Origin of the sequence: Shewanella sp. FJAT-52076 (genome assembly GCF_019457455.1) — a bacterium.
Lineage (GTDB): Bacteria > Pseudomonadota > Gammaproteobacteria > Enterobacterales > Shewanellaceae > Shewanella > Shewanella zhangzhouensis.
This window is the reverse complement of the sequence record NZ_CP080415.1, coordinates 2583295-2607159: the sequence shown is the minus strand read 5'-3', so window position 1 is coordinate 2607159 and position 23865 is coordinate 2583295. Positions and strand designations below refer to the sequence as shown.

Annotated in this window: 17 protein-coding genes; 2 read left to right on the top strand and 15 right to left on the bottom strand. The window is 52.8% G+C overall.

The features are described 5' to 3' along the window. The 13 genes from K0H79_RS11290 to K0H79_RS11230 all read right to left on the bottom strand — a co-directional run bounded on the left by K0H79_RS11290 (position 1) and on the right by K0H79_RS11230 (position 14460). Positions 1-996 (bottom strand): efflux RND transporter periplasmic adaptor subunit, encoded by a 996-nt coding sequence (locus tag K0H79_RS11290; RefSeq protein WP_220075868.1) that lies wholly within the window; start codon positions 994-996, stop codon positions 1-3. A 136-nt stretch (positions 997-1132) separates the two neighbouring features. Then, positions 1133-1849, bottom strand: a complete 717-nt coding sequence (locus tag K0H79_RS11285; protein WP_220075867.1) for an SIMPL domain-containing protein — start codon at positions 1847-1849, stop codon at positions 1133-1135. Between the two features lie 77 nt (positions 1850-1926). Further along, complete coding sequence (locus tag K0H79_RS11280) at positions 1927-2304, bottom strand: VOC family protein (protein ID WP_220064911.1); 378 nt, start codon at positions 2302-2304, stop codon at positions 1927-1929. Between the two features lie 124 nt (positions 2305-2428). Beyond that, positions 2429-3730, bottom strand: a complete 1302-nt coding sequence (locus K0H79_RS11275; protein ID WP_220064910.1) for an OmpP1/FadL family transporter — start codon at positions 3728-3730, stop codon at positions 2429-2431. A 349-nt stretch (positions 3731-4079) separates the two neighbouring features. Continuing rightward, positions 4080-5528, bottom strand: a complete 1449-nt coding sequence (putP, locus tag K0H79_RS11270; RefSeq protein WP_220075866.1) for a sodium/proline symporter PutP — start codon at positions 5526-5528, stop codon at positions 4080-4082. Between the two features lie 368 nt (positions 5529-5896). After that, positions 5897-6601, bottom strand: coding sequence for a DUF3379 domain-containing protein (locus K0H79_RS11265; protein WP_220078149.1), 705 nt, complete (start codon positions 6599-6601; stop codon positions 5897-5899). Next, on the bottom strand, positions 6594-7157 hold the full coding sequence (locus K0H79_RS11260; RefSeq protein WP_220064908.1) for a sigma-70 family RNA polymerase sigma factor: 564 nt from the start codon (positions 7155-7157) through the stop codon (positions 6594-6596). Before K0H79_RS11260 ends, K0H79_RS11265 begins: the two co-directional genes overlap by 8 nt. 160 nt (positions 7158-7317) lie before the next feature. Next, a complete protein-coding gene (locus K0H79_RS11255; RefSeq protein ID WP_220075865.1) occupies positions 7318-8940 on the bottom strand; it encodes a BatD family protein in 1623 nt (540 codons plus the stop codon). Then, complete coding sequence (locus K0H79_RS11250) at positions 8934-11030, bottom strand: VWA domain-containing protein (RefSeq protein ID WP_220075864.1); 2097 nt, start codon at positions 11028-11030, stop codon at positions 8934-8936. The genes K0H79_RS11255 and K0H79_RS11250 overlap by 7 nt, the downstream gene beginning before the upstream one ends. After that, complete coding sequence (locus K0H79_RS11245) at positions 11027-12010, bottom strand: VWA domain-containing protein (RefSeq protein WP_220075863.1); 984 nt, start codon at positions 12008-12010, stop codon at positions 11027-11029. Before K0H79_RS11245 ends, K0H79_RS11250 begins: the two co-directional genes overlap by 4 nt. After that, complete coding sequence (locus K0H79_RS11240; RefSeq protein WP_220075862.1) at positions 12004-12507, bottom strand: DUF4381 domain-containing protein; 504 nt, start codon at positions 12505-12507, stop codon at positions 12004-12006. The genes K0H79_RS11245 and K0H79_RS11240 overlap by 7 nt, the downstream gene beginning before the upstream one ends. Positions 12508-12547: 40 nt before the next feature. Continuing rightward, positions 12548-13492, bottom strand: coding sequence for a DUF58 domain-containing protein (locus K0H79_RS11235; RefSeq protein ID WP_220075861.1), 945 nt, complete (start codon positions 13490-13492; stop codon positions 12548-12550). Positions 13493-13503: 11 nt separating this feature from the next. Continuing rightward, on the bottom strand, positions 13504-14460 hold the full coding sequence (locus K0H79_RS11230) for a MoxR family ATPase (RefSeq protein WP_220075860.1): 957 nt from the start codon (positions 14458-14460) through the stop codon (positions 13504-13506). A 227-nt stretch (positions 14461-14687) separates the two neighbouring features. Between K0H79_RS11230 and fadI the strand changes: the two genes are divergently transcribed. Both fadI and fadJ read left to right on the top strand, forming a co-directional pair. After that, on the top strand, positions 14688-15998 hold the full coding sequence (fadI, locus tag K0H79_RS11225; RefSeq protein WP_220064901.1) for an acetyl-CoA C-acyltransferase FadI: 1311 nt from the start codon (positions 14688-14690) through the stop codon (positions 15996-15998). 6 nt (positions 15999-16004) lie between these two features. After that, the gene (gene fadJ, locus K0H79_RS11220; RefSeq protein WP_220075859.1) at positions 16005-18125 is read left to right on the top strand and encodes a fatty acid oxidation complex subunit alpha FadJ; all 2121 of its coding nucleotides are present in this window, start codon (positions 16005-16007) and stop codon (positions 18123-18125) included. A 604-nt stretch (positions 18126-18729) separates the two neighbouring features. On the opposite strand, the gene K0H79_RS11215 is transcribed toward fadJ, so the two are convergent. Both K0H79_RS11215 and K0H79_RS11210 read right to left on the bottom strand, forming a co-directional pair. After that, positions 18730-19200 (bottom strand): hypothetical protein, encoded by a 471-nt coding sequence (locus tag K0H79_RS11215; protein ID WP_220075858.1) that lies wholly within the window; start codon positions 19198-19200, stop codon positions 18730-18732. A gap of 89 nt (positions 19201-19289) precedes the next feature. Further along, positions 19290-23498 (bottom strand): EAL domain-containing protein, encoded by a 4209-nt coding sequence (locus K0H79_RS11210; protein WP_258405375.1) that lies wholly within the window; start codon positions 23496-23498, stop codon positions 19290-19292. Between the last annotated feature and the right edge of the window lie 367 nt (positions 23499-23865).

Below are 23865 nucleotides of genomic sequence, written 5' to 3'. Positions count from 1 at the left end.
TCACTGGGCACTTACGGCATAGGCATCAGCGGCAATGACGTCACCGTCATTGAGGCCTGAGAGTACCTGTACTCTGTCACCCTGCTGTTTGCCAAGGCGCACCTGGGTGAGCACGGCCTTATCGCCCTGCATCATATAGACGCCGGTAAGTTCACCGCGGGAAACGATGGCGCGTTGGGGCACCAGCAGCATACGGCGTTTGCCCTGTACAAAACTGGCTTTGGCCCAGCTGCCCGGTTGCACATCGGCATTCTCAGGCAGTTGGATACGCACCTGGAAGCTGTGGCTTTGGGGGGAGGCAAAGCTGAAAATGGTCAGCTCATTGCTGGCAATGCTGCGGCCATCCGCCAGTTCCACACTCACGGCGCCGGCTGCCTTCAAGGCGGCGAGATAACGGCCGGGCACCTGCATCACGGCCCGCATCTTATCGGCGCTGAAGCCGGACAGCAGTGGCTGGCCTGGGTTAACGGTTTCGCCCTGTTCCACATGACGCTCGGTGAGCACTCCGCCAAAGGGGGCATACACTGTGGTGTAGCTTAAAGATTCGCCGGCGCGCACTATGGCTGCATTGGCGGCAGTCACGGCTTGCTCGCTGCTCTTGGCGCGGGCAATGGCCTCATCGAAGGTGCCGCGGGAAATTGCGCCCTTGGGGAAAAGATCCTGATAACGCTTCAGTGTGGCCTGTGCTTCAGTGTTCACCGCCAGGGCACGGGCGTAGTCGGCTTCAGCCGCAGCCAGCGCAGCGCCTTGCTCCTTGCTGGTGATTTCCAGCAGGGCAGCACCGGCAGGCACTGTGTCGTTGACGTCAAAATGGATTTTCAGGATCCGGCCCGATGTTTGCGCCGACACTGTGGCGGCCTGCACCGGCTCAATCAGGGCGTCCAGGGTTAAATATCTGTCTTCTTCTGTGTGTTCTACTACCAGCGTTTGGCTTGCCTGGGCACTCAGGCCAATGGCCAACAGAGACAGTCCCAAGAGCTGTTTGAAAGTCGTCATAAAAAAGGCTCCCGCTTAATCTATGAGAAAATTCTAATGAAAAGTTGTCACCGCGGCAATCATTTCATTAGAAAAAAATTATGGAATGTGACTCACACACAGAAAAAAGGAGCCCAATGGCTCCTTTCAATCAAAATCAGTCAGTTAAATAATAGGTGACCGTGCTGACTATTCGCACATTTTTAATGTGGGGCGAATTGCTGTCCCTGTCTGTGATGATAAATTGCCCCTGGCTGGCGGTTTTGATTTTGCCGAGACTGGAGCTTGAGTCCCTGGCAAATTTCTCGGCGACTTCCCGGGCGTTTTCCGTGGCCTGTTGCACCATGGCCGGTTTGATGCGATTGAGCTCGGTAAACAAAAATTCGGCTCGGGATTCGTATTCGTTACCGCCAATGGCAATACCATCACGGGCGAGCACGCCGATGTGTTTTCTGGCTTGCAGTAATTTATCGACCTGATGGGTGTAGAGCGACACTGTCACTCTGGCGGCATAGCGATATTTGAGATTGGGGTCGGAGTAGCCCTGGGTGCTTCTGTCTTCGATAGCAGGCAGTGTCAGGGTGATTTCATCGTCGCTGAATCCCTGGGCTTTTAAAAAGGCCACCACCTTGTCGGTTTTTTGCTGCACTGTGTTGTAGAGGCTTGCCAGATCGTTGTCGACGTCCGCAAAACGGACTGGCCAGATGGCCACGTTGGCCATCACTTCCTGCTCGGCGAGCCCCTTGACACTGACCGTGCGGTCAAGGGCTTTTAAATTGGTGGCGGTTTCGGTAATGCTGTGTCCGATAAATCCCATACCACCGGCCAGGCAAACGCCCAGCACCAGGGCGGCGGGAGTAAGAGACTTGTCCATGAAAGTTCCTGTTTCAACGGCGTTTTCGCTCCAGAATACGCAAATTGACAAGGCTTTGCATCAGGAGTGTGACTGAGTTACGAATTGACACTCATCTGCCAGAGTTCCACCTTGTTGCCATCGGGATCAATAAACCAACCAAAACGGCCAAATTCAGTGTCCTCCCGTCCGGGCAGTACCTCGGCTCCACCGGCAGCAGCCTGGGCCAGCACTGCGTCCAGATCGTCCACAACCAAATTAAACATAAAGGGATGACGGGAAGGGTGAAAGTAGTCGCTGCCAGCGTCAAATGGACTCCAGACACTGTAACTGCCTTTAGGCAAGTCCAGCGCCCTGAAGGCACAGCCTCCCCAATGCTCCACCGGCATACCCAGGTGGGTCTTGTACCAGTTTGCCAGTGCTTCGGGGTCAGAACTCTTGAAGAAGACGCCGCCCAAGCCAATCACCTTTGCCATAAACCTATCCCCCGCTCAGTGGCTGAAATACTGCTTTAAGGGTAGGTGAGGCTGACGACAGTTACAAAAAGGCCGCGATAATCGCGGCCTTTTCAGTGTTTTTTTCAGTCCAGGCTACTGGCTATCAGTACTTGTAGCTGTACTGCAGTGAGTAGTACACGGCGTTTGAGCGGGTATGGGCAATCACGTCGCCGATGATGGCGCTTTGCTCCAGCACTTCGGTATCTTCACCGCGCACCAGTGCCACACCCAGATCCAGGGTGGCATTGGCAGACAGGGCATAGCTTGCGCCAAGGGTGTACCAGTTGCGATCTGAGTCAGGGATGGAAATCGAGCTGATTTCATCCACTACGCCCTGATCGTGCATGTAGCCGGCGCGCAGTGTCCAGGTATCAGACAGCTGATAAGTACCGCCGATGCTGAACAGCCAGGAGTCATCCCAGGCATAGTGCTTGAGCTGAGAAGACGGAATGCTGGTCTGGCCCAGGGTGCCATCTTCGAGGGTGATCTCTTTGAAATCGCCCCAGGAAGTCAGCTGCGCAGTATAGTGCAGGGCAAACTTTTCAGTCAGCTGGTGGAAACCGGCCACCTGGAAAATGTCCGGCAGCGGAATCACAATCTCATCAAAGTTGGCATACGCCTGAGCCTGTGGCACCAGAGTCTGCACATCGCCGCTGGCTTTGAACTCAGGGCTGAATCTGTAGCTCACCCCTAAACGATGGTCGGCATTGAATTCATACACCGCGCCCAGGATCCCACCCAGTGCCCAACCGTCAGCATCCACGTTCACCAGGCTTACCGGCACCATTTCACCGTTCGGGCCAAAAGGCAGATTGCCGTTACGGGTCAGGGTGCCCTGGCCGTAGATCACATCCACACCGGCGCCCAGGCTCAGCTGCTCGTTTACACGATAAGACAGGCTGGCATTCAGGTTCATGGTGATGACTTCGGTGTTGCCCAGCAGATCAACCGGCGCAGGAATGGTGCCAAGTCCAGGCAGAGTGACTGCGTTATTGGCCAGTGCGCCAGGATCGGTGCCTGTGCCGAAGTTGGAAAAGGCGGCTACACCAAAGGCCCATTTATCGTTGATGGGATTGATGTAATAGAAATTGGGGATGATTTTATCTTCGGCCGCTTCAGTGTCGCTGCCGAAACAAATAGGGGTACCTGCCTTGCAGACATCTTTTACACTCACGTCGATGTCGGCATAGGTCACGCCCAGAGACAGAGCCGTACTGTCAAACAGCGCCATGGCGGCTGGATTACGGGCCAGTACAGAGGCGTTGTCGGCGATAACGGCATCACCGGCAAAAGCCCGGCCAACACCTGTGGCTGATTGACTGTTGAGTTGGAAACCGGCAGCCAGGGTTTGGGTGCTTGCCAAACCAATGGCGGCAGCAAGCAGTGTCTTGTTGAAGTACTTCATCGTCTCTTCTCTTGTTGTCATTGTTGCCGGTGAAACCCCGATGCCATCCGGCTATAAAGGAAGGCATCATAGGAGTATGCGTGTACCTCAACAAGTCCGACCAGAGTATTAACTCTAGGTAAAAAATGTTATTAATCAGTTAATTTGAATTTGTGTTAGTCAATCCAATGTTTAAGCTGAACCCGTAAACCCCCATCTGGCCGGGCCAGTTGGTGGGTATGCTGCTGGGTCTGTTGTTTGAGAAAACTATGCGCTACTCAGTGCTCCGAGATACAAAAACTTACACTTAACCCAATAAAAAAGCGTACATGTGTACGCTTTTTTTGGATGTATTGATTTCGACAGGGTTTCAGAGTTTGCTTTGGAAGCTGTCAAATTCGGTGCGGACGTTGTCATTTGCCGGCGCGACCAGGCTGATTAATACACCAGCCAGTGTGGCCAGAATAAAGCCGGGCAGTATTTCATAAAGATCGAAGAGGCCACCACTTAGCTGTTTCCATACCACCACGGTGACTGCACCTGTGATGATAGTTGCCAGTGCACCTGTTTTGCTGTAACCACGCCAAAACAGTGACAAGAGCACCACAGGGCCGAAGGCTGCACCAAAGCCGGCCCAGGCGTAGCTCACCAGCCCCAGCACACTGCTTTGGGGATCCAAAGCCACTACGCCGGCGATGATAGCGATGGCCAGCACCCCGATACGACCAACACGCATCAGTTCATTGTCATTGGCCTGGGGGCGCAGCTTGCGATAGAAGTCTTCGGTCACCACGCTGGAGCACACCAGCAGTTGGGAGTCGATGGTACTCATAATGGCCGACAGAATAGCGGCGATGAGCAGGCCCGCAATCCAGGGATTGAACGCCACCTGAGCCAGATGAATAAAGACGGTCTCGGCATTGGCGAGCGGTTCTTTGGCAAAATAGAGGCTGCCGGCAAGGCCTGTGGCCAATGCACCCATCAGCGACACTATCATCCAGCTCATGGCAATGCGGCGGGACACCGGCAAATGTTCCGGGCGCTCAATGGCCATAAAGCGCGATAAAATGTGAGGCTGGCCAAAATACCCAAGGCCCCATGCCATCAGGGAAGCAACGCCCATCAGGGTTGTGCCTTCGCCAATCAGCGACAGCATTTCCGGTGAGAGAGTATCAATGCTGGCGTGGCTTTCGCTGTTGGTAAAAATGGCCATGGGAACAATCAGCAGGGCAATCAACATCAAACAGCCCTGGAAAAAATCGGTCCAGCTTACGGCAAAAAATCCGCCCACAAAGGTATAGCCGACGATGATGGCCGAACCTATCACCAGGGCGGCGGTGTAATCCAAGCCAAATACCTTTTCAAACAGAATGGCGCCGCCCACCATGCCGGATGAGGCATAAAAGGTAAAAAATACCAATATGGTCAGAGCAGAAACAAAGCGCAGCAAACCCGCTTTATCGTGGAAGCGTTTTTCGAAAAAGTCTGGCAGCGTCAGGGCGTTGTCAGCAAGCTGGGTGTAGATACGCAGGCGTTTTGCCACAAAGAGCCAGTTCAACCAGGCGCCAATTACCAGGCCAATACCAATCCAGGCTTCACCCAGACCGCCAAGGTAAACAGCACCGGGCAAACCCAGCAACAACCAGCCGGACATATCGGAGGCACCCACGCTGAGTGCGGTTACGCCAGGGCCCATTTTGCGGCCACCGAGAATGTAATCATCAACGGAGTCTGTGGCCTTGTAGGCCCAGAATCCTATCCCCATCATCAGGGCCAAATAGCCCACAAAGGTGACTAAAATAGGTGTATCTATGCTCATGCTGTGTCAACCATAGGTTTTTTATTGGAATACTTTCGCCAACGCATGCTATCAGAAGTTTGGACCGGATCCCAATTGCCGCTGGAGTTGTGATGCATATCTGACCAGTGCTGCACTGATGTGCTTAATGGCTGCGATCAATGGCTGCGATCACAGTCAGCGCGGGAACACTGGGCCTGAACGTTCGATGACGAGCGCTGAACTTGTAAATGGCAGGCTGGTCCGCCCGTTGGGGGCTGAAGATGGGACAGGGTTCAATACTCGCGTGTCGCAGGCTTGCGTGCGGCAGACCCGCGTTGGCTGGCGAGTCGCTGAGCTGTGTTGCGCAAAACGAAGCAGACGGCCGGTTGGCCGTCTGCATTGGCAGCTTAAATAAAGCTTTGCAGCAGGTTTTGTTCGAGGTGTTCCAGCGCAGTTTTTTCTTCGCCGACCAGCAGCAGGTAGGCATCCTCTGTCTTCACACCAATCCCCTGATAGCGATTGTCGGCAAATTGGGTGGGCAGTTGCATCCGCTCTTCCACCGGCACAATAAAGAGGGTGACTTTACCGGTTTCGCCTTCCAGCACCAGGTGTAAACTGCGCACTCCCTGAAAATCACAGTACGCCTTGTAAACTACCCGACCCGGAGCACTTCTGAAATGGGTAGATTCCAGGCCGCGCACACTTACCAGACTGGCGTTAATGTCGCCAAGGTCTATGTCTCTCTCACTCTGTAAGGCTTTGTATTCGTGGTAAACGTGGCTGAGGGCATGCTCACCCAAGTCCACAGGCCCCAGTCGCAGCAGGCTGAAACTTAAACCAAATACAAAGGCTACAGAGGCTGCCATTGCCACTAAAAAGGTGGTGCGGCGCCGCTGTTTGTGATGAACGGTCAGCTGTTGGCGCAGCAGCAGTTTGTCGGCCAAATCCTCAGGGACATCCACCTTGAGTGCTTTGGCGATTTTTCTGTCCAGCGCCTTAAGATCGCTAACAAAGGCATCGCGGCCACTGGCCTCCTGTTGAGCCTGTAAAAACTCAGGATCCTGGCTTTGCGGTTCGCCATAGGCTCGGCGGCGAAACTCAAGTTCATCCATTGGATTGACCTCGGCTTTCTGGTTGTTCAAGAGCATCTTTTAATTGGTTACGGGCCCGAAAGAGCCGGGTCATCACTGTGTTACGGTTAAGCTCAAGCAGTTCGGCTATCTCATCACCACTGAAGCCGCCAATGACCTGGAGTACCAGGGGTTCGCGATATTCCGGTTCCAGCTTGGCTATCTGTCGTCTGAGCCAATAATGCTCGGTTTCATCTTCGGTGGTATGGCTTATCACATCCTCCAGTGAATCCTGCTCTATGTCGCTGTAGTCGAACTGTTTACGCTCGAACCGACGGGCGTTTTCCCGCCGCAAAATAGTGATGAGCCAAGCCTTGGCAGCCTTGTCATCCTTGAGGGAATCCAAAGACTTCCATGCTCGTAAAAAGGTTTCCTGGGTGATGTCTTCTGCGATGTGTTTATCGCCGCACAGCCAATAGGCAAATCGGTAAACATCGGCATGAAGCGCCCTGACCAGGCTGTCGTAACGTCGTTGTTTTGTCAGCATGTCAGAGGAGACCGCACTGGTTGCGAATTTCTTTCGCAGCGATGCAAACATTTTTATCCCTGTTGTGCCTGTGTCCAGATCCCGAGTGAAGAGGGCATCCTGTGTTGGTGGCGTCAGCCTGTGACCCAAAGCGATGTGTTGGTCACAGGACGCACGACTTTTAAGTGCCGGTGCGATGAGCCACTGCTTACCCCTTAAACGCTGTCTGCATTCAGGGATTGAGTTCGCCGAGCGAGGCGGCTGCGTTGGGGCTGGATTTTCTCTCCAATGCCTCGATGGCCGCAATCAATGCACCGCCGTCAGGTGCCTCATTACCTGCGCCATGCTGACCGAAACGGGCGCGTTGTATCTGGCCAAGTGCGTTCCCGAGAGGTTCGGACAATGCCCTGGCTTTGTCGAGGGTAATGTTAGTCCCGTAACGCGCAGACAGGTAGTCGGCGGCCGCACTTAGCATGGCACTGCCATCTGAGCCCTGGCAGGCTCTGGCGAGCTGTTGTTTGAGTTCACTCACACCCTGAGATTGAGACTGAACAGTCGCCACTGGCTGTTGTGATGTCCGCTTTGCACTCATAGCCCATCCCAGTGCCGTAGCAAGCCAGCCCAGTGCCAAAAAAGCGGTCAGCCAGGGCCAGTATGCGGCCGAAGGCGCTGCTACTTCAGCATTAGCGGGCAAGGGCGCGGCGGGCGCTGGACCTGTGACCCTGATAGTTCGGCTTGGAATGGTGGCGATTTCACGGCGCTTCAAATGGGGATTCCACCAGGGCACTTCGATGGCCGGCAGCTCGAAGGTCCCCACTTCGGTGGGCACTATGGCCTGGGTTAATCTCAGCTGTGCCACCAACTGGCCTTCCCGTAAAAAGCTCTTGGTCTCGGGCTTTTCCGGATAAGACTTCAGCTCTGGTGGCAGCGGCAGGTTGAGGCTTGGCAGGCTGGTTTCGTCGGCATTGGATGCCAGCAGCGTAACGCTGCGGGTAATGGGTGTTCCTACGGCAAACTCTTCAATATCCTGAGGAAACTCTTCTTTCAGCGCCACCAGATTGGCAACGAGCCAATGCCCTTGCCAGCCCTCTGGTTTGTCGAGTACCTCGATGGCAGTGTCTTTGCCCGAGGTCCGCATGGGACGGCTTTCATTGAAGCTGAACATACCGCCGTTACGGGGGGCGGGCACCAGCACATCCCCTTCAAACACTGGCGCCTGCATTGTGAGGGTGCCGGCTTTATCGGGAATAATGCCGTACATCCTTTCAATCACCCGAAATCGGCGGCCATCGACAATGTCACTGCCATCTTTATCTTCACCGAGCTGCTTAATCTGGGCTCCGACCATTTGCGGTGCCGACAGCTCACCCCGTTGCAGATCCAGACCCAGATAAAGTTTAACTTTGTACAGGGCCAACTGGCCAACATACACGCTGGGAGTGAGCAGCTCTCCCTCAACGTAGAGGTACTGGGCATCACGGTTAACCTGATCCTGCTCCGAAACATCCACTGTGATGGGCGCCGAGGACACGCCGTCGATGGTAAAGGCCGGGATAGTGAGGGTGCCCGTGGTCCTTGGCGTCAACAGCACCTGCCAGCGGGTTTCTTTTTCACTGTTGAAGTTGATGATGCGGGTTGAGCGGCTGACACTGGTGCGGCCCACCAAAAAGTTTCGCAGCAGCGCCGAGGTATCCAGACGGTTGGCTTCCACTTCATCATCGGCAATCACAGTAAGCACCAGACTTTCGTCGCGTCCCACCGGATTTTTATCCACGGTGGCCTCAATGCGGTCCAGTGCCCAGCCGGGGAGGGTGAAAAAATACAGGGCGAGTCCCAGTATCAGATTCCTTACCACTTTTCTTTTTCCTGTCTGTGATCACCGCGGGCGCGGCGAAGTTGATATTCCAGTTGCATTTTGTTGCGAAGCAGCACCGAGGGGTCGTCGTTAACTGACTTGAGTGCCCGCATCATCTCAGGCGGCAGGTCCGATTCTTTAAGGGTGGGGTCTATCACGCCGACCTGGGCTTGCTCGGCATCCGCCTCTGGCTCGCCCTCGGCAAGCTCTGCCCCCACCTGGCTGGTGGCCTGCCCGGCTGCACTGTTTTCCTCGTTGACCTCGGCGCTGTCATTCTTCCCGGCAGAGTCGCCGCCTGGCACCTGTGGCATTTGCTGCTCATCCGGGATATCGGCACTCATGGGCGCGTCGTTATTGCCATTGCCATTGCCCTTGCCGCTGCCTGACTCGCTGCTGTTTGACTGGCTGCTGTTTGCGTTTCCGCTTTTTGAATCAGCGCTATCTTTGTTTGCTGCGTCATCACCGGAGTTTGTCTCCTGCGCGGCACCACCTTGCTGGCTGTCGTTTTGTTGCTGTGACTCGCCGGGGCTTTGTCCGTCCTGGGCACTTTGCGAATCTTCAGTTCCTGACTGCGGACTGTTTTGCGACTGGCCGCTGTTATTGTTTTCAGCGCCTTGCTTTGAGTCCTGGCCCTGTTCTGTGCCAGATTGCTGCGAGTTTTGCTGCTGCGACTGTGAGTTTTGTTGCTGTGAGTCGCCAGATGAGGACTGTCCATCCTGCCCCTGTTTTTCTTGCTGAGATTTTTGCATCTCACCGAGCGCTTTGGCTAAGGCTGCATTGCGTTTGGCATCTTCTAAATCCGGTTGTTGCTCAAGCGCTTTTTGATAGCGTTTCGCCGCTTCATCGTAACGGCCCAGCTGCATCAGGGCATTGCCCTGATTATAAAGACCTGCAGCACTGCTATCTTTCTCAAAAACCTGCAGCGCGGCTTCATAATCACCGGCGCGATAATGGGCGGCAGCTTTCCAGTCTTCACGGTCGAATTCGTTGGCGGCAGTGGCGAAGTTTTGCTGCCGAAACGCCTCCATAGCCTGTTGGTCACGGGTTTGCCAGATACTGGCCTCGGCTTCTGGACTGCTCAGGGAAAGTGCCAGCATCGCCGGCAACAGCATTGATGCCAGTATTCCCCGGCGAAAACTCAGCAGTGCAGGTAACAGCAGCAACAGGGCGAGATAAGGCCCCAGATCCTGCCAGGTATCGCCGGTGAGCTCAGTATCAGTGGCTTCGCCTTCCCGCGATAACCACGTTACAAGGCGACTGATGTCGCTGCCATCCAGGGTTGATGGCTGCCAAATGCCGCGCTCTGACTGGGCCAGTCCGGCGAGAAGTTCGGCGTCCAGCTTGGGCAGCACCAGATTATCGTCATTACCTCTCACAAAAGTGCCATTTGGCAGCTTCATGGGAGCGCCCTGGGCGGTACCAAAACCATAAACCGTTAACCGAAACGGGCTGTCTTTCAGCGACCGCTTCACATCTGCCACATCCACGGCGTCGAGGCCGTCTGTCATCAGCACTATGTCGCCATCGGGATGTCCGCCCTGGGTCAGCAGCTCTCGGGCCAGACTGACGCCAGCGGCAGGGGACGAGCCAAGGAGCGGCATAATGTCGGGCGAGAGCGATGGCAGCAGATTGAGCAGGGTGGCCTTGTCGCGGGTCAGTGGGCTTATGACAAAGGCATCCCCCGCATAGGCTACCAGAGCTGTGTCACCGTCACTGAGCTGATTTATCAGGTCGATGGCTCGGAATCTGGCCTGAGTCAGTCGGTTTGGCGGCAAATCGGTGGCATACATGGAAATGGACATATCCATGACCAGAACCCTGGCCGTACCGGCGGCGAATACTGGCATTGGCTCCTTGGTAATGGCTGGGCCGGAAAGGGCAAGGGTGGTTACGGTCCAGGCTGCACCGAGCCACCACAGGCCGGTGCCTGAGCTGCGCCCATTGCCTTCAGTTAACAGTACTCTGGCGAGGTGGGGGGCGATATAGCCCTGCCAGGCAGAGGACGCCCCTCGGCGTCGGTTTAAAAACCAAAGCACGGGCAGCAGGGGAATAAAAAGCAGTAACCACTCGGGCCGGATAAAGTGGATCATGGCGCAATTCTCCCGGGAGCAACCAGGCCGCCTTCCCGCAGCGCCGCCAACAGGCTCAATAAAAAGGCGAGGGCAAGGGGATAGAAAAACAGCTCCTGTTTGGGCCTGAAACTCTGGGTGTCCCGGCTCACCGGCTCGAGTTTGTCGATTTCCTGATAAATTGCGGCAAGATCCTCACTGCTGCGTGCCCTGAAATACTTACCCTGGGTGGTATTGGCAATGCGCTGAAGCTGCGCTTCATCCAAATCCATGGAGGGGTTGACTCTGTCGCGGCCGAAAAAGCTGCGCCGCTCCATCACGTCGGCACCCACGCCTATGGTGTAAATAGTGACCTTGCGTTCGGCCGCAATGGCAGCGGCTTTGTCCGGTGAGATATTTCCCGCGTTGTTGGTGCCGTCGGTGAGAAGCACCAGTACTCTGTTACTTTCTTCAAGGTTTTCAAAGCGCTTAACCGCAAGCGCAATGGACTCGCCAATAGCGGTTTGTTTGCCGACCAAGCCGATTTGGGCTTCACGTAAATACTGGGCCACCGAGCGTCTGTCCTGGGTCATGGGTGATTGCAGGTAGGCATGGTCGCCAAACAGGATAAGCCCGATACGGTCACCGGCCCTGCGCTCAATAAAGTCGCTCACCACATGCTGAACCAGGGTAAATCGGTCGACGGTTTTATTGTCCAGTACCATGTCTTCGATTTGCATGGAACCAGAGAGATCCACCGCCACCATCAAGTCCCGTCCTTTACTTGGCAGCTCGATGGGCTCGCCCAGCCACTGAGGCCGGGCGACAGCAAGTACCAGCATCGTCCACATCAGCCACTTGAGGATGTCTCTCGCTTTGGGTGTGCTCTTGGTGACATCGGCTGCCAGATCGCCGCTGCCGGGCAGATGCAGGAATCCACCCTGAGTCTGGCGATGAAGCGGCTTTATCAGCAGCGGCAACGGCAGTAGCAGGAGTAGCCAGGGGAATACCAGAGTTAACATGCCTTGGCCTCCCCGGAGATTGTGTCAGTTGCCAAAGGCTTGTGGGGGAGAGAGGCAATCCAGAAATGTGCCTGATGTTTCATGGCCTCGGCCTGTTTGGCTTCGAGGGGCTCCTGACGATACGCCGCCTGAGCCATCTGTTGAAACACATCGAAGCCTTGCTTGTTTGGATATCGGCTGGCGAGAAACTCAGCCCAGGAATCCCCGGTCAGCGAAGCGATTTGCGCCCTTGGGTAATAGCTCATGGCCACCCGTTTAAGCAGCGCAGAGAGCGCGAGCGCAAATGCTGGCTCTGTGGGCGAAAGAGAGGCGAGTAAAGCAAGTGCTTCGACTCTGGGTTTGAGCAATGCCTGCTTCGCCGCCCTGTATTTGAGCAAACGCCAACAGCCCAGCGCCAACAGGCCAAGGAGGATTGCCAGTACCGGCCAAACCCAGGGGGCGGGTGGCCAGGCTGGCACCTCTGGCGGCAGCTGAATGTCTTTCATTTGTGCAAGCATGGGGTTGCCTGCAGGAGTCGCCGAAGGATTTACCATGGTATTAACGCAATATGTCCAACTGAGCAGAGAGCGGCTGGCCTGCATCGACGGTTTTCAGTGCGATGCCCAGCCGCTGGGTGAGATGTTCAAACGCCTTGGCCTGCGCTCTTTGGCGCTCAAGCCAAGTCTGGTAGCCCCTGCGGTCGAGAAGTTTCTCTTTGCCGGCTTCGCGCACTGGCAGCGCCAGGTTATCGGGCATAGGAAGGCGGCCATCACGGAGGGGATCTGTGACCAGGTAGGCACCAAGCTCGCAGTGGCGTTTAAGGTTCATCAAGGGACCGACGCAGGCCTCGCTGAAACCTGAACCATCAGACAGCAGCCAAATCAGCGAACCGGGTTTGGCGATGCGCTCCAGCCGCTGGCAGGCTCGCAGCAAATGTTCAGGGTCCCGTGGTGTGGCATCAAAGGCGGTTAACTGATGACGATGCACTTCGGTCAGCGCGCTGATGAGCTGTAACATGCCGGATTTACGGCTTCTGGGTTTCAGCTCCAGGTGTTCATGTTCACTGGCGATAAGGGCACCAATGCGATCGCCATGGCCGATGGCCCGCCAGCCGAGGGTGGTGGCCAAATGGCAAAGCTGAACCGCCTGCAACATCAGGGTGGAGCCAAAATAGAGGCTATGACTTAAATCCACCAGGAGCAGCACAGGGCGCTCACGCTCTTCCACAAAGAGTTTGGTGTGTGTCTTGCCTGTGCGGGCGGTAACACGCCAGTCGATGGTGCGCACATCATCGCCTTTCTGATACTGGCGCACTTCGGCAAATTCCATACCCCTGCCTTTGATTTGGCTGGCTCTGTGGCCAGCCATACCGGCGCGGGCCTGACTGCGCACATCCGGCAACGCCCTGGCAAGCTCCTGGCAGACCAACAGCTCCGGGGTATCCAGATGCACCCCGTCGGCAAAGAGCGGCAGGGTAGGGATAGACGCATTAAGCGCGAACATTGGGCCTCGCATCAGGGCACGGCCACCTGAGACAAAATGTGGTCAATCACCGCATCGGCGCTGATACCTTCCGCCTGTGCACGGAAGCTCAGCAGCAAACGGTGGCGCAGCACATTGGGGGCGACGGCCTGAATATCTTCCGGCGACACAAAGTCGCGGCCATCGAGCCAGGCTCGGGCACGGGCGCAGCGCTCGAGTGCCTGACTGGCCCTGGGGCTGACGCCATAATCGAGCCAGTTGCCCAGCTCTTCGCTGTACTTATGGCCCTCACGGGTCGCCATAATGATGTCGACAATATATTGCTCCAGCGGCTCGGCCAGATAGAGCTCCAATGCTTCGGTACGGGCCTCGAAGATATCTGCCTGCGCGATGGGCTCCACCGAGGGCAATTCGCCCTGCAAGGCTTCATTCCGGGACAACTTGAGGATAAGCCTCTCGGTTTGGGCATCGGGGTAGTCGAGATTCAGATGCATCAAAAATCGGTCAAGCTGAGCCTCGGGCAGCGGATAAGTGCCTTCGTTTTCCAGCGGGTTTTGGGTGGCCATCACCAAAAAGAATTTGGGTAGTTTGTAGCTCTTCTTCCCTACTGTGACCTGGCCTTCTGCCATGGCCTCCAGCAGCGCCGATTGCACCTTGGCTGGCGCCCGGTTGATTTCATCGGCCAGAATCAGGTTGTGGAAGATGGGCCCTGACTCAAATTCGAAGGTGCCGGTTTGGGCACGATAGATGTCGGTACCGGTTAAATCCGCTGGCAGCAAATCCGGGGTAAACTGGATTCGGTGAAAGTCGCCTTCCACGCCATCACACAAGGCTTTGACCGCGCGGGTCTTGGCCAGACCCGGTGGGCCCTCAACCAACAGGTGACCATTGGCAACCAGCGCGATAAGCAGGTTTTCGGTGAGAATAGGCTGACCCAAAATCAGGGTGTTCAGGTATTTTCTTAAGGCTTGAAAACGGCTCAAAGGCATGATGCAACTCGATTTATTCTATTGATAAGCTTGAGACATCCCCTATGGTAAAAAATTCCCTTACCCCTTGGCTAGTGGCAAAAATGCAAACAAGTGTTTAAAACCCGATGACAAGAAGTTAGAATCGGGTCACACTTTTAATGGTCAGACCTGTTGAGTCGTCAGGTCAGCAAGGAAACAGCAGCAACCGGACAGCGGCCGGATGCGGAGAATAAAGAGGGTGACAAATGAGTGACAGACAGCAGGTAACCAATGCCAGAGGCGAGCGTATTGCCATCGTCTCGGGCCTGAGAACCCCATTTGCCAAGCAGGCGACTGCATTCCACGGGGTTTCGGCCCTGGACATGGGCAAGATGGTGGTGAACGAACTCCTAAGCCGCAGCGAGCTTGACCCCAAGCTGGTGGAGCAGCTGGTCTACGGCCAGGTAGTGCAAATGCCGGCCGCGCCAAACATTGCCCGCGAAATCGTGCTGGGCACCGGTATGAATGTGTCCACCGATGCCTACAGTGTTACCCGGGCTTGTGCTACCAGTTTCCAATCCACAGTCAACATTGCTGAAAGCATCATGACCGGCAATATCGAAATTGGTATTGCCGGTGGCGCTGACTCTTCTTCTGTTCTGCCTATCGGGGTGTCCAAAAAGCTGGCACACGCCCTGGTTGACCTGACCAAGGCCAGAACATTTGGCCAGAAACTGGCTATTTTCCGCCGTCTCGGCATCAAAGACCTGCTGCCGGTGCCGCCAGCGGTGGCCGAATACTCCACTGGCCTCTCTATGGGCCAGACCGCTGAGCAGATGGCCAAGACTCACGGTATCAGCCGTGCCGATCAGGATGCCATGGCCCACCGCTCTCATACCCTGGCTGCCCAGACCTGGGCCTCCGGCGTGATGAAAAACGAAGTAATGGTGGCTCACGTGCCGCCGTACAACCAGTTCATTGAAAAAGACAACAACATCCGCGAAAGCTCGGATTTGGCCTCTTACGCCAAGCTGCGTCCGGTGTTTGACCGCAAGCACGGCAGTGTGACCGCCGCCAACAGCACCCCTTTGACCGATGGCGCCTCGGCGCTTTTGCTCATGAGTGAAGGCCGTGCCAAGGCGTTGGGCTATACCCCAATCGGTTACATCAAGAGTTACGCCTTCGCCGCCATCGATGTGTGGGAAGACATGTTGATGGGGCCATCCTACGCCACTCCCATGGCGCTCAAGCGTGCCGGTATGCAGCTGGAAGACCTGACGCTGATTGAAATGCACGAGGCCTTTGCGGCTCAGGCGCTCGCCAATATGAAGATGTTTGGGTCCAAAAAGTTTGCCGAAGAAAAGCTTGGCCAAAACCGCGCTATCGGTGAAATCGACATGAGCAAATTCAACGTGCTGGGTGGCTCCCTGGCCTATGGCCATCCCTTTGCGGCAACCGGCGCCCGTTTGATTACCCAGATGTGTAACGAGCTCAAGCGCCGCGGTGGCGGTGTGGGTTTGACTACCGCCTGTGCGGCCGGTGGTTTGGGTGCGGCAATGATCCTGGAAGTGGAGTAACAGAAAATGGAAAAGACATTTAGCCTCAGCCGCCGTGATGACGGAATTGCGCTGCTGACCATGGATGTGCCGGGTGAAACCATGAACACCCTGAAGGCGCAGTTTGCTCCCGAGATCACCGCGATATTGCAGGAGATCAAAGCGGATAGCAGCATCAAGGGTCTGGTTTTGATTTCCGGCAAAGCCGACTCCTTCGTGGCCGGTGCCGATATTTCCATGTTGGATGCCTGTGAAACCGCAGAAGACGCAAGACTGCTGTCCCGTCAGGGCCATCATGTGTTTGCCGAGCTGGAAGGTCTGAATATTCCCGTGGTGGCCGCCATTCATGGTGCCTGCCTTGGCGGTGGTTTGGAATTGGCTTTGGCGTGCCATCAGCGGGTGTGCAGCGATAGCAGCAAAACCATGCTTGGCGTGCCAGAGGTGCAGTTGGGCCTGTTACCCGGTGGCGGTGGAACCCAGCGTTTGCCACGCCTGATAGGGGTTGCCAAAGCGCTCGATTTGATGCTTACCGGTAAGCAGGTACGCGCCAAACAGGCCATCAAGATGGGACTGGTGGACGATGTGGTGCCTCAGTCGATTCTGCTCGATACCGCCATTGAGATGGCGCTTGCCGGTAAAAAGCCCCGCAAGCCACTGAAGCAACCGCTGGTGACCAAACTGCTGGAAGGCACGCCTGTTGGTCGTAACATCATGTTCGATCAGGCCACCAAGCAGGTACTGAAAAAGACCCAGGGCAATTATCCTTCGCCACTGAAAATCATCGATTGCGTGCGCGAAGGTATGGCCAAGGGAATGGAGAAAGGCCTGGAAGTGGAAGCGGCGCACTTTGGCGCCCTGGTCGCCACTCCCGAGTCGGCAGCTTTGCGCTCTATTTTCTTTGCCACAACCGAAATGAAAAAAGAAACCGGTGCCGGTGATGTTAAGCCGCGCAAGGTGGCCAAAGCCGTAGTGCTGGGCGGCGGCCTGATGGGGGGCGGTATAGCCTCTGTTACTACGACCAAGGCCAAAGTGCCGGTGCGGGTGAAGGACATCAGCGAGAAGGGCCTGTCCAATGCCCTTGGCTATGCCTACAAGCTGCTGGATAAAGGCGTGAAGCGCCGTCATATGACACCGGCAGAACGTGACAAATTGATGTCACTGATGACCACCACCACCGAATACCGTGGTGTGAAAGATGCCGATATCGTGATTGAGGCGGTATTTGAAGATCTGAATCTCAAGCATCAGATGGTGCGCGATATTGAGAAAGAGTGTGGTGAGCACACCATTTTTGCCTCCAACACCTCGTCGTTGCCAATCACCCAAATCGCCGAGGCGGCCAGCCGTCCTGAAAATGTGATTGGCCTGCATTACTTTTCGCCGGTGGAAAAAATGCCGCTGGTGGAAGTGATTGCCCACGAGAAAACCTCGCCTGAGACCATCGCGACCACGGTGGCCTTTGCCCGTAAGCAAGGTAAAACCCCGATTGTGGTTAAAGACTGCGCCGGTTTTTATGTGAATCGCATTCTGGCGCTCTATATGAATGAGGCAGCGCAGCTGCTGCTGGAAGGTCAGGCGGTGGACCATCTGGATAAGGCGCTGGTGAAGTTTGGCTTCCCGGTCGGCCCTATGACACTGCTTGATGAGGTCGGCATTGATGTAGGCGCCAAAATTTCGCCCATTCTTGAAAAGGAGCTGGGTGAGCGATTCAAAGCCCCGGCTGCGTTTGACAAGCTTATGGCCGACGATCGCAAAGGGCGTAAAAACGGCAAAGGCTTCTATCTCTACGGTAAAGCCGCCAAGAATGGTAAAAAAGTCGACGAAAGTGTTTACAGTCTGCTTGGCTTAACTCCGGCAACCGGGAAAGAAGCCGGTGAAATCGCTGAGCGCTGTGTAGTGCAAATGCTGAATGAAGCCGTGCGCTGCCTGGAGGAGGGCATCATTGCCTCCCCACGTGATGGAGATATTGGCGCTATCTTTGGTATTGGCTTCCCGCCGTTCCTGGGGGGCCCTTTCCGATATATGGATACCCTGGGCGCCGCGAAGATGGTGAGCCTGCTCGAAGGTTATCAGAGCAGGTATGGTGACAGGTTTGCGCCAGCAGCACTGCTCAAAACCATGGCGGCTGAGGGTAAAGCGTTCTATTAACTGCTCCAGCCTTGATTAAAAAAGCGGCAAGTTAATGCCGCTTTTTTGTTGCCGCAAGGCAAACTTTTGCCTGAAAAATGTTCGATTTTGATGGGTCTTTGGGGTAGACTCGTCGGCCGCGATACTGAATTGGATGTCAAGAATTGAACTTGGCAGGATGCGCCGTAACGTTACAGAGGTAGTCTATGTTGATGCTGTTGGTCCTGCTGATGAGTTTGGGTTCCGCCTGGTATCTGGGAGTCTTGGCGTTTTCCCAGGGGATGCCGGTAAAGCGCTGGGCGTTTGTTGGCGCCCTTATGGGGCCTGTAGGATATCCGCTTTTTACGACCCACAAGCGCTTGAATGCACGCAGGGCAGGGCTATTGTCGGGGCATTATTTCCGCTGCTGAACCGATTCACCTGATATTAAAACGACAAAGGGAGCCTTCTGGCTCCCTTTGTGTTGGGCGCGGGGAAACTCAATTCCACCAACCTTTGGCATTAACTACCTGAAGCTCAGTGATGCCCTTTGGCAGTTTCACTTTTTTGCGTTCTTGCTTGGCCAGACCCAGTGCTTTCTTGATTGAATCAAACATAACCTAATCTCCCTTGAAGTGTCCGCTGCTTAGGCAGTTTGGGTGTAACGGATGTAAGGTGAGCCAGCGACCTGTGTCTCGTTGTAACGGATGTAAGGTGAGCCAGCGACCTGAGTCTCGTTGTAACGGATGTAAGGTGAGCCAGCGACCTGAGTCTCGTTGTAACGGATGTAAGGTGAGCCAGCGACTTGAGTCTCGTTGTAACGGATGTAAGGTGAGCCAGCGACCTGAGTCTCGTTGTAACGGATGTAAGGTGAGCCCGCGACCTGAGTCTCGTTGTAGCGGATGTAAGGTGAGCCCGCGACCTGAGTCTCGTTGTAGCGGATGTAAGGTGAGCCCGCGACCTGAGTCTCGTTGTAGCGGATGTAAGGTGAGCCCGCGACCTGAGTCTCGTTGTAACGGATGTAAGGTGAACCTGAAACTTGGTTTTCGGTAGTAACAGTTGAACCACCAAAAGCTGCAGATATCAGGGCAACAGTAGTCAGAATTCCTTTGATCATTTTTATCGTCTCTCAGTTCAGTGATTGATTATTGACACTGAGAGACTTATTGCAGGTGTTGTGCCAATGTTGGCAAAGTGATGGAAAATCTATCGCTGATTGTATTTTTGGTTCAGGAATTCACCCATATCCTGCTTCAGCAGCGTGGTAAATTCGGCTTCCGGGACTGCTTTACTGTAGATATACCCTTGAACTTCCTCACATTTCAGTGCTCTTAGAATATTCAGCTGCGAGGGCACCTCTACGCCTTCACCTACCACTGTCAGTCCCATGTTATGGGCTATGGTTATGATGGAGTCTACCATCTTAAGATCCCTGTCGGATTTATCTATGTCATCCACAAACGCCTTATCGATTTTCAGCGTATGGATTGGGAAGCGCTTAAGATAGGACAACGATGAATAACCGGTGCCGAAATCATCCAGTGCCAGGCTAACCCCCATCTTGGCCAGTTGCTGCATCACCTTGATTGCCTTTTCAGGCTGCTTAATCACGGTGCCTTCGGTAATTTCCAATTCGAGATTGGCCGCAGGTAGTTTGGTCAGACGTAAAATTGACTCAATGCGTTGTTGCAAATCAGTTAATGCAAACTGGCGTGACGACAAATTGACGGCAACACGCCCATCAAACAGGCCCTGCTCACGCCAACGTTGGGCAGCAAAACAGGCTTTACGCATCACCAGGTCGCCAATTTCAACGATGAGCCCAGTCTCTTCTGCCAGCGGAATAAACTCTGACGGCGGTATTAAACCCTGAGTAGGATGATTCAGTCGCACCAAGGCTTCCATACCGGCCATACGGGAGTTTCTTAAATCGACTTTAGGTTGGTAATAAACTTCGAAGAGATCGTCCCTGAGACCGTCACGGATAAGATTTTCGACTTCCAGCTGACGCAGTGCGTTTCGATTGAGTGATTCGGAATAAAACTGGTATCTGTTACCACCGGCTGATTTGGCGTGGTACATGGCGATATCGGCTTTTCTGAGCAGCGCCTGCTCGTTCTGCTCATCTTCCGGATAGAGCACGATACCGATACTGACGCCCACTACCAGTTTCTCCCCGGCAAGTTCAAACGGTGCGATAAAGGCATCCACCAATCCCTTGGCTATTGCAGCGGCACTGCCGATATCCGGGTCTTTGTCGAGCAGTACTGCAAACTCATCGCCGCCCAGACGATAGAGGCTGGTGTGGCCCGGCAGTGCGGCTGACATGCGTTTGGAAACAAGCTGCAACAACTCGTCACCAACTTGGTGCCCCAGTGAGTCATTGATTTTTTTGAAGTTATCTAAGTCGAGTACCATCAGGGTATGGTGAGTATCTTTTTTCACCAGGTTGTTCAACGATACCTGAAGGTTGGAACGGTTTGGCAGACCGGTCAGCAAATCGTTGTTGGTCAGCTTTCTTAGCTCTTCTTCCTGCTGTTTACGTCTGGAAATATCGGAGAATACTCCAACGAAGTGGCTCAGTGTGCCCTGTTCATCGTAGATGGCATCAACGGTGAGTTCCATTAAAAATGTGGTGTTGTCTCCGCGGCGGGATTCCACCTCAGCGCTCCAACGCCCCTGTTGGCGAAGAATAATCCGTACCTGCTCGGAATAGGCATCAGGGTAGCAACTGAACTGAAGTTGGGTGCCAATAAAACTGTCTTTATCCATCAGACAGATGTCGCAGCACGCCTCGTTGACTTCGACGAACCTGAATTCATTGTCGAGAATAAACATGCCTTCAGAGATATTTTCGATGGCACGTTCGAAAAGCCGCAACTGTTCTTCAGCCTGTTTGAAATTATTGATGTTTTTGATTGTCCCTGTCATACGCAGGGCGTTTTCACTGTCGTCTCGCTCAACAATTTTGGCCCTGTCCAAAATCCAGACCCAATGACCATCCTTACCTTTGACACGGTATGCCGCTTCAAAGTGATCGGTTTCACCGTAAAAGTGGCGATTCAGAGCCTCGCGCACCCGCTCCTGATCCTGTGGATGAATATTACTTTCTTCGTCATCTTTGCCTGAACGATGGCCATCCTTAGGGAACTCAAGAGAACCCCAGATGTTGGAGCGATAAATTTTTCCGGTTTCTATGTCCCAGTCCCACATTTCATCGCCACTGCCCCACAGGGACAGTTTGAGACGTTCTTCACTGATAGCAATTTGCCGCTGGACTTCACGGCGACGCAATGCAGCTTTTATAATGCCGGATGTGATTAACAGAACAATTAAGGCATAGGCTATTTTGGCTTCGAGCGACATCCACCAAGGTGGAATGACAGAAATTTTTAGTGATACTTTGTCACCGGGAATACTCGTCACAGGATTGACTGCATAGACTTCGAAAGTGTATTTCCCCGGGGATAAGTTGGTATAGGTTGCCTGATTGCTTCCTTCTGAAGATAGCCAGTTTTCAGACAGACCGCTCAATCTGTAAAAGTAGTTAATGTTTTTAAGCCCGCTTGCAGGCGACTTAAACTTAATCGTGAATGGATAATCAGAATACTTTAAAGAAAGTAAGTCTACACGTTCCAAGACTTTGGGTAGTTGCTCACTTCCAGGGTTAACTGTAGTATTGAAAATTGAAAGATCAGTTAGCTTTGTTTTTGTTGTCTCACGTAATTTATCATTGGTATGTTTTGGAATTATACTAATGCCGTTCATACCTCCAGCTACAAAGTGCTCTTTAATGAGTAGCGCACTCTGAGTGTTGTATTCGTTTTGGCTTCCAAAATCGCTGGAAAATGAGTAAATAGCATCCTTCTCTAATCGATAATAACGACCTATTGATGTCGCTACTATTGTACTGCTATCGCCGTCGATTGAATATATAGGATCGGTTGATTTGAAAACTCTAACAGCGTTAAAGTCCTCAGTTAAGTAGTAAATTCCATTGCTGGTTGAGAAGTATAATTTTCCGTTGATAACCTTTATGGAGTACGTGATTTCACCGGAAAATATTAAAGTTTGCTCTTTAAAATCTTCAGATATTTTTGAAATACCACCTTGGTGTGCAACAAATATGAAATCATTATACTCTTCAATGTCAAGAAGTTGTTCCTCCTCTCTTATCAGGAGCTCACCAATTTGTTTGTTTGTTGTCGTATCAAGAGCAATAATACTATTTTGGGCAGTGGTGAGGTATAATGTTTGGTCGACAGCAACACCTGACGTAAATTGCCTATCATCGACTTTTTCAACCTTTTGAGAACCGTTAGATGAATATAAGCCATTCCCGGTTCCGACATATAACCCTTGCGGACTTGGTATAACAGTTTTAGGCCCGATGATACCAATATCTAATATATCAATAACGTTTAAGTTGCTATCTAAAAAACTCAATGTGGCAGAGTCATCTGCAACGATAATTTTTTCTTTGAAACTAGAAATATTCCAAATCGCAGAGTTGAATCTTAGTAATTTTTTTGTATAGTTTTTATTTTTGCTGATTATATAAAAGCCGTTTGCTTCGTTTGATATAATGAAATAGTTTTTTGTTGGGTAGATTTTTGCTTTGTCTAATGCTTCTAATTCGGGGCTATATCCTAGATTTTCCTGTTCTGTTATCTTGAAAATGTTTCTAATTACTTTGATTGAACCATTTGTGATGTAATATAAATCATTGTTATATGTTGAGTATGCATCAGAATTTATTTGGCTATTTAATCTGTCTATAAATATGGTTTTATTTTTTAGTTTTATTTCTTTGTTTTCCAGCATTGCAAGTTCGGTTACTGAATTATCCGATATCTCTATTTTATCTTCGGATAATGAATATACTTCGCCAGCATAGTCTCTAATGATTAATTTGTTATCTATTTTTAAGGCCTGTTTAATTCCTTTTAAATTATCACTTCTATAGCTGTATACTATAGAGTTACTAACTGAGTTATAAATAGCTATGCCATTGTTTAAACCAATTATTAATTCTTCATTATTGCTGCTTATTGACCAAATCGGCTCCTGCAAAATTGCAATCATTTCGAAGCTGTCGGTGTTGCGATTGTATTTGTGAAGTCCTGTATTAGTCCCAACAAATAGTGTTCCATTACTCACATTAAGAGATTGAATAAACGAGCTGCTTAGTCCGTTGCTGAAATGGTGAAAGTATTGTTTAAATTCGATCCCATCGAATCGATTGAGGCCGTTGAGTGTGCCGATCCAAATGTAGCCGTCAGGGTCTTCAGCTACTGATGTAACGGTACTTTGACTCAATCCCTCATCTACACCCACATACTTCAGGTCCAAAAGAAATTTTGCGTCTTCCGAAGGATCAGCGACGGCCGTATGAGCTAAGACGAGAAAGCTCATTAGGATAGATAAAATGAGACTCTTAAGGTTGAAGATCGGCATATGTTGTTGTTGATTTTGTATGCGTACAAAGATTGCACTTAAGTGTTATCTCACTTTTTCAGAAATGTGCTGATTTGTCAAAACACTTGAGAATAATTTTTCTTTTCAAGGCAATCAGATGCACAAAAAGCACACGTTCGGTGAGCGCTGCATTAGTGTGTGCTGGTTTTGGGTGATGTATAGAGTGCTGAGTTTTGCCTCGGACCACAGTTAACAGTTGGTGCGTTGCAACATCTGGTTTATTGACATTGCCTTACGATTGGTCGCGAATAGCTGTTTCCTGATGCTCTTTTTAAGGTGTATGGATGGCTCAATCAGGAGTTAA

What these genes read in the sequence shown, in the direction of transcription:
- K0H79_RS11290 (WP_220075868.1), bottom strand. Translation starts at nt 996, where the DNA reads ATGACGACTTTCAAACAGCTCTTGGGACTGTCTCTGTTGGCCATTGGC.
- K0H79_RS11285 (WP_220075867.1), bottom strand. Translation starts at nt 1,849, where the DNA reads ATGGACAAGTCTCTTACTCCCGCCGCCCTGGTGCTGGGCGTTTGCCTG.
- K0H79_RS11280 (WP_220064911.1), bottom strand. Translation starts at nt 2,304, where the DNA reads ATGGCAAAGGTGATTGGCTTGGGCGGCGTCTTCTTCAAGAGTTCTGAC.
- K0H79_RS11275 (WP_220064910.1), bottom strand. Translation starts at nt 3,730, where the DNA reads ATGAAGTACTTCAACAAGACACTGCTTGCTGCCGCCATTGGTTTGGCA.
- putP (WP_220075866.1), bottom strand. Translation starts at nt 5,528, where the DNA reads ATGAGCATAGATACACCTATTTTAGTCACCTTTGTGGGCTATTTGGCC.
- K0H79_RS11265 (WP_220078149.1), bottom strand. Translation starts at nt 6,601, where the DNA reads ATGGATGAACTTGAGTTTCGCCGCCGAGCCTATGGCGAACCGCAAAGC.
- K0H79_RS11260 (WP_220064908.1), bottom strand. Translation starts at nt 7,157, where the DNA reads ATGTTTGCATCGCTGCGAAAGAAATTCGCAACCAGTGCGGTCTCCTCT.
- K0H79_RS11250 (WP_220075864.1), bottom strand. Translation starts at nt 11,030, where the DNA reads ATGATCCACTTTATCCGGCCCGAGTGGTTACTGCTTTTTATTCCCCTG.
- K0H79_RS11245 (WP_220075863.1), bottom strand. Translation starts at nt 12,010, where the DNA reads ATGTTAACTCTGGTATTCCCCTGGCTACTCCTGCTACTGCCGTTGCCG.
- K0H79_RS11240 (WP_220075862.1), bottom strand. Translation starts at nt 12,507, where the DNA reads ATGCTTGCACAAATGAAAGACATTCAGCTGCCGCCAGAGGTGCCAGCC.
- K0H79_RS11235 (WP_220075861.1), bottom strand. Translation starts at nt 13,492, where the DNA reads ATGTTCGCGCTTAATGCGTCTATCCCTACCCTGCCGCTCTTTGCCGAC.
- K0H79_RS11230 (WP_220075860.1), bottom strand. Translation starts at nt 14,460, where the DNA reads ATGCCTTTGAGCCGTTTTCAAGCCTTAAGAAAATACCTGAACACCCTG.
- fadI (WP_220064901.1), top strand. Translation starts at nt 14,688, where the DNA reads ATGAGTGACAGACAGCAGGTAACCAATGCCAGAGGCGAGCGTATTGCC.
- fadJ (WP_220075859.1), top strand. Translation starts at nt 16,005, where the DNA reads ATGGAAAAGACATTTAGCCTCAGCCGCCGTGATGACGGAATTGCGCTG.
- K0H79_RS11215 (WP_220075858.1), bottom strand. Translation starts at nt 19,200, where the DNA reads ATGATCAAAGGAATTCTGACTACTGTTGCCCTGATATCTGCAGCTTTT.
- K0H79_RS11210 (WP_258405375.1), bottom strand. Translation starts at nt 23,498, where the DNA reads ATGAGCTTTCTCGTCTTAGCTCATACGGCCGTCGCTGATCCTTCGGAA.